Annotated in this window: 3 protein-coding genes; 1 reads left to right on the top strand and 2 read right to left on the bottom strand. The window is 40.2% G+C overall.

Annotated features, from left to right (window positions below):
• The first annotated feature begins 269 nt into the window (after window positions 1-269).
• Complete coding sequence (purL, locus tag GA0061081_RS06070) at window positions 270-4172, top strand: phosphoribosylformylglycinamidine synthase (protein WP_091348277.1); 3903 nt, start codon at window positions 270-272, stop codon at window positions 4170-4172.
• Window positions 4173-4218: 46 nt separating this feature from the next.
• Here the strand turns inward: purL and GA0061081_RS06065 are convergent, their stop codons facing one another.
• A complete protein-coding gene (locus tag GA0061081_RS06065; RefSeq protein WP_091348275.1) occupies window positions 4219-5304 on the bottom strand; it encodes a 3-deoxy-7-phosphoheptulonate synthase in 1086 nt (361 codons plus the stop codon).
• 307 nt (window positions 5305-5611) lie between these two features.
• On the bottom strand, window positions 5612-6070 hold the full coding sequence (locus GA0061081_RS06060; RefSeq protein WP_091348272.1) for a putative T6SS immunity periplasmic lipoprotein: 459 nt from the start codon (window positions 6068-6070) through the stop codon (window positions 5612-5614).
• Window positions 6071-6098: the final 28 nt, after the last annotated feature.

Below are 6098 nucleotides of genomic sequence, written 5' to 3'. Positions count from 1 at the left end.
TATTTTGTTCGCTAAAGGTCAAAACGTCCGAAACCACTGCACCTAATTCATTCTATTCACCAAAACAAAAAAGGCCTGATTTTCCGCCCAAAAATCGGTCAGAAAAGGTATTGATTTTATTAAAGTTTTTTCGATTGTTTTTTAACAAAAAAAACAAACTCCCCCCACCATCACCCGATTAATTGTATTTAATATAGCCACATCGTACGCTTTCTTTTATAATATTATTCTATTTTCCCCCTATTTTTAGCTTAAAAAGAGTAATTTTCATGAAAATTTTAGCTGGCTGTTCTGCTTTATCTGCATTTCGTATTAGTAAAATCTTATCTACTTGTTGTGAAAAATCCATCCCTGTTATTGATATTGAAGCCCAATATCTCCATTTTGTTGATTTGGCAGGCGAGTTAACGGCTGAACAACAGCTAACTTTAGATAAATTATTACAATACGGTCCTAAAACCGCACAAATCAATGTTAAAGAGACATCTAGCAAGCAACTTTTTTTAGTTACTCCAAGAGCCGGAACCATTTCGCCTTGGTCGTCAAAAGCGACGGACATTGCGCATAATTGTGGCTTGTTACAGATTCGACGTATTGAGCGAGGAATCGCTTATTATGTGCAAGTGAGTTCGCCATTAACCGATTCACAAAAAAACGATTTTTTATCATTGATTCACGATCGCATGATGGAAGCCGTTTTTAGTCGTGTTGAGCAAGCCGAGCAGCTATTCCACGTTGAGTCACCTACGCCTGTAACAACCGTTGATTTATTAGGCCAGGGACGCAAGGCCTTAGAAGACGCTAACCTTAAATTAGGTTTGGCATTAGCGCCTGATGAAATTGATTATTTAGTTGAAAATTTTGAAAAATTAAAACGTAATCCGACAGATATTGAACTTTATATGTTTGCGCAAGCCAACTCTGAGCATTGTCGCCATAAGATTTTTAATGCTGATTGGATTATTGATGGTAAAAAACAGCCTAAATCACTGTTTAAGATGATCAAAAATACTTTTGAACACACCCCCGATTATGTTTCATCTGCTTATAAGGATAATGCCGCTGTGATGGATGGCTCGAAAGTTGGGCGCTTTTTTGCCGATAATGAGAATAAAACCTACGGCTATCATCAAGAATATGCGGATATTTTAATGAAAGTGGAAACGCATAATCATCCAACTGCTATATCGCCTTGGCCGGGTGCAGCAACGGGGAGTGGTGGTGAGATTCGTGACGAGGGTGCAACTGGGCGCGGGGCTAAACCGAAAGCGGGATTGGTTGGGTTTTCGGTTTCTAATTTGCGTATTCCTAACTTTGAACAGCCTTGGGAATACGATTTTGGTAAGCCTGATCGTATTGTCAGTGCGTTTGATATTATGATGGATGGTCCTTTAGGGGGAGCCGCGTTTAATAATGAATTTGGTCGTCCGGCTTTATTGGGGTATTTCCGTACTTATGAAGAAAAGGTCAATAGCCATAATGGTGAGGAGCTTAGAGGGTACCATAAGCCGATTATGTTGGCAGGCGGTATGGGTAATATACGTCGTGAACATATCCAAAAGGGTGAGTTTCCGGCTGGCTCTAAGCTGATTGTGTTAGGTGGTCCTGCGATGAATATTGGCTTAGGTGGTGGGGCGGCGTCGTCTATGGCGTCGGGCCAGTCTGATGCCGATTTGGATTTTGCTTCTGTTCAGCGTGATAACCCTGAAATGGAGCGCCGTTGTCAGGAGGTTATCGATCGTTGTTGGCAACTTGGTGAAGATAATCCTATTTTATTTATTCATGATGTGGGTGCTGGCGGTTTGTCTAATGCGATGCCTGAGCTAGTTAGTGACGGTGGCTGTGGTGGTCAATTTGAGCTACGTAAAATACTTAACGATGAGCCAGGGATGTCACCGCTAGAAATCTGGTGTAATGAATCGCAAGAACGTTATGTGCTTGCCATCCATCCGGATAAATTGGCCCTGTTTGATGAGCTTTGCCAACGCGAGCGGGCGCCTTATGCGGTGATTGGTCAAGCAACTGCCAATAAAGCTGTTACTTTGCATGATGATCATTTTAATAATAATCCAATTGATTTGCCATTGGATGTGCTCCTTGGTAAAACACCTAAAATGCAACGAGATGTTAAGACCCATCAAGCACATGGTGATAATTTTTCAACTGCTGATATTAATTTATATGATGCGGTTAAACGGGTTTTACATTTGCCAACCGTTGCTGAAAAGACCTTTTTAATTACCATTGGTGATCGCTCTGTGACGGGGATGGTATCGCGCGATCAAATGGTTGGCCCATGGCAAATGCCTGTTGCTGATTGTGCGGTTACGACTGCAAGCTTAGATAGCTATTATGGCGAAGCTATGTCAATCGGTGAACGCGCCCCCGTTGCTTTGCTTAACTTTGCCGCTTCAGCAAGGCTTGCCGTTGGCGAGGCGATTACCAATATTGCCGCAACGAATATCGGCGATATCAAACGTATCAAGCTTTCAGCTAACTGGATGGCCGCTGCTGGCCATCCGGGCGAAGATGCCGGTCTTTATCAAGCAGTCAAAGCCATTGGCGAAGAATTATGCCCAGCATTGGGTCTGGCTATTCCTGTTGGTAAAGATTCGATGTCGATGAAAACCACATGGCAACAAGATGGTGAACAAAAAACAGTGACGTCGCCATTATCGTTGGTGATTTCGGCATTTGCGCGCGTTGAAGATGTGCGTAAAACCGTGACACCGCAATTGCGTGTCGATCAAGATAATACGTTATTGTTGGTTGATTTATCGAAAGGTCACCAAGCGTTAGGCGCAACTGCACTGGCACAGGTATACCGTCATTTAGGTCAAAAAACAGCGGATGTTCATGATGCTAAGGAGCTTGCGGCTTTTTATCAAGCAATTCAATCCTTAGTCAGTCAAAATGCTCTGCTTGCTTATCATGATCGTTCTGATGGAGGGCTGTTTGTGACATTGACCGAGATGGCTTTTGCTGGGCATTGTGGTGTTGATGTTGATATTTCTCAATTAGGTCATGATGTGATTGCTTCGCTATTTAATGAGGAGCTTGGTGCTGTTATTCAGGTGGCCAATAGTTGTTTAGACGATGTGATGGCTTGCTTTAAGCAGTTTGGCTTATCTCATGCAGTTTATGCTTTGGGTCGTGCTAAAGCAGGACAACAATTTATTGTGCGTAATAAATCTGCTGTGGTTTATAGTGAGTCGCGCTCAACGTTAAGAACATGGTGGGCCGAAACAACTTGGCAGATGCAGCGGTTACGTGATAATCCTGAGTGTGCAGATCAAGAACATCAAGCCAAACAAAATGAAGATGATCCAGGATTAAGTGTGCACTTAACCTTTGATCCTCAAGCAGATATTGCAGCGCCTTATATTGTCACTGGCGTAAAACCTAAAGTGGCTGTATTACGTGAACAAGGTGTTAATTCGCATGTCGAAATGGCCGCTGCATTCAATCGAGCTGGTTTTGAAGCCATTGATGTGCATATGACGGATCTGCTTTCTGGTCGTATTACGCTTGATCCATTTAGTACACTGGTTGCTTGTGGTGGCTTTTCTTATGGTGATGTGTTGGGTGCTGGCGAAGGTTGGGCTAAATCGGTGCTGTTTAATGAGCGAGTTCGGTATGAGTTTGAGCAGTTTTTCCATCGCGGCGATACGTTATCGTTAGGGGTTTGTAACGGTTGCCAAATGATGTCGAATTTGAAGGATTTGATTCCGGGGGCTGATCTGTGGCCACGCTTTGTTCGTAATGTGTCAGAACGCTTCGAAGCTCGTTTTAGTCTAGTGAAAATTCAATCAAGCCCATCTTTGCTGTTTACCGGTATGACGGACTCTTATATGCCAATTGCGGTTTCGCATGGGGAAGGACGGGTTGAAGTTGCTGATGATGCGCATTTAACGCATTTAGAAGCCTCTGGATTAGTTGCTATGCGTTATATTGACCATTTTGGTCAAGTCACAGAGCAATATCCTAATAATCCGAATGGTTCTCCAAATGGGATCACTGCAGTCACCTCTAAAGATGGTCGCGCAACGATTATGATGCCTCATCCTGAGCGTGTATTTAGAACTGTAACAAATTCTTGGCACCCAGATAATTGGGGCGAAGATAGTCCATGGATGCGCCTATTCCGTAATGCGCGTAAGCAATTGGGTTAAATAAAAAAATCGCCGATATTTTTGTCGGCGATTTTGTTATTAGTGTTTAGGCTTTAGCTGATTGCTGCTGCCTTTGGGTGAGCGGTTTTGCTAATTGGTTATTCATTTTTTGTAATAATTGTTCGGTACTTTCCCAATTAATACAAGCATCAGTGACTGATACGCCATATTTCAAGTTTTCTGGCGGTTGTTCAGACGATTGATTGCCTTCAAATAAGTTACTTTCAATCATTACACCAATAATTGAGTTATTGCCATGTTCAATTTGTTCAATAATTGAGTCGGCAACAATCGGTTGATTGCGATAATCTTTGTTGGAATTAGCATGACTACAATCAATCATTAAGTTAGGTAACAATCCCGCCTTTTTCATTTGTGTTTCACATAATGCGACATTTTCAGCATCAAAATTTGGCGTTTTGCCACCACGCAAAATAACATGACCGTGTGGATTGCCCATGGTTTGTAAAACGGTTACTTGCCCTTGTTGATTGATCCCCACAAAGCGGTGCGCCATTGATGCCGATTTCATGGCGTTAATGGCGACATCTAAACTACCATCGGTGCCATTTTTAAAGCCGACTGGCATTGATAGTCCTGATGCCATTTCTCTATGTGTTTGTGATTCAGTCGTTCTTGCGCCGATTGCTGACCAACTAATTAAATCGCCAATATATTGTGGTGTGTTTGGATCTAATGCTTCGGTTGCAATAGGTAACCCAATTTTGGTGATATCAAGTAATAATTTGCGTGCTTTTTTAAGTCCATGTTCAATATCAAATGAGCTGTCCATATGTGGGTCGTTAATCATTCCTTTCCAACCTACGGTGGTGCGTGGTTTTTCAAAATAGACACGCATGACAATAAATAGGTGATCGTTGACTTCGTCGGATAGTTTTTTTAATTTATGTGCATATTCAATTGCTGCAACAGGGTCATGAATAGAGCAAGGACCGCATACGATAAGTAATCGATGATCTCGGCGTTCTAAAATATCAACAATGGTTTGTCTTGATGAGGCAATTTGCTTTTCTAGATCATTAGATAGCGGATAAAGTTTTTTTATCTCTATGGGGGTAACTAGCATGTGTTCGTCCCTAATTCTGACATTATTTAGTGAATCTTTTAACATTTTTATTTTCCTTGTTAAAATCTTGCAATTATTTATATGTAAAATTTTTATTACATAAACGTTTAATATGTAAACACAAAATTACATAATAGTAAATTAAATTTTCACTTATTAATCAGAATTTATTAGGGTTGTTTTTATTTTGTAGTTTTAGTAAATTTATCTTTACATTTTAATTGTGTAGAGCTTTATGCGTGTTGATTTAATCTGAGATCTGATAATAATGATTAAGCTAGGTTACCCTAGCTTAATGATAATTAAGGTCAATGCTAAATTTGGATAGCGCTAAATTAGAGTTGAAGTGCTATTATTTATTCGCTTTGTTGTCCAATAATAGTATAAATTTACCATCATTTTGTTTTTCTAGGCGGAATTTCCTTATCCATCTAAAATATGTATAGAATGTTGGGTCAGAAGTCAACTTACTGGTAAACTTAATGCGATAAGTTGTATTTGCTTGCAAAGGGTATTCAATTTTCAAGCATTCGCCAGAACGAATGTTATCTCCTTTCCAATTATCTTTTTCCCAATCCTCTAGGAAGCCCTTTTCTGATAGAGTTGTTTCTGTAATATAAATAGTATCAATGGGAATTGATTGGTTTGCCATAATTTGGTTTGTAGGTATGCTGATACATAGTTGATTGTCATTATTTAATGTTATATCTGGTGTAACAGTAACAACTTCAGTTTTGTAGTGTGGGTAGCAGCCTGTTAGTGATATTAACGGAATAATAATTAATAATATAATTGCGAAGTTCTTTTTCATAAGGTTATTTATTGTTGTGATAAAGTTA

The organism is Gilliamella bombicola, from assembly GCF_900094945.1.
In the GTDB taxonomy this organism is placed as follows: domain Bacteria; phylum Pseudomonadota; class Gammaproteobacteria; order Enterobacterales; family Orbaceae; genus Gilliamella; species Gilliamella bombicola.
Note: the sequence above shows the minus strand (reverse complement) of the source record. Positions and strands in the feature narration are given on the sequence as shown.

Excerpts from the sequence above, each read along its gene's own strand:
- GA0061081_RS06065 (WP_091348275.1), bottom strand. The coding sequence starts at position 5,304 with ATGTTAAAAGATTCACTAAATAATGTCAGAATTAGGGACGAACACATG.
- GA0061081_RS06060 (WP_091348272.1), bottom strand. The coding sequence starts at position 6,070 with ATGAAAAAGAACTTCGCAATTATATTATTAATTATTATTCCGTTAATA.
- purL (WP_091348277.1), top strand. The coding sequence starts at position 270 with ATGAAAATTTTAGCTGGCTGTTCTGCTTTATCTGCATTTCGTATTAGT.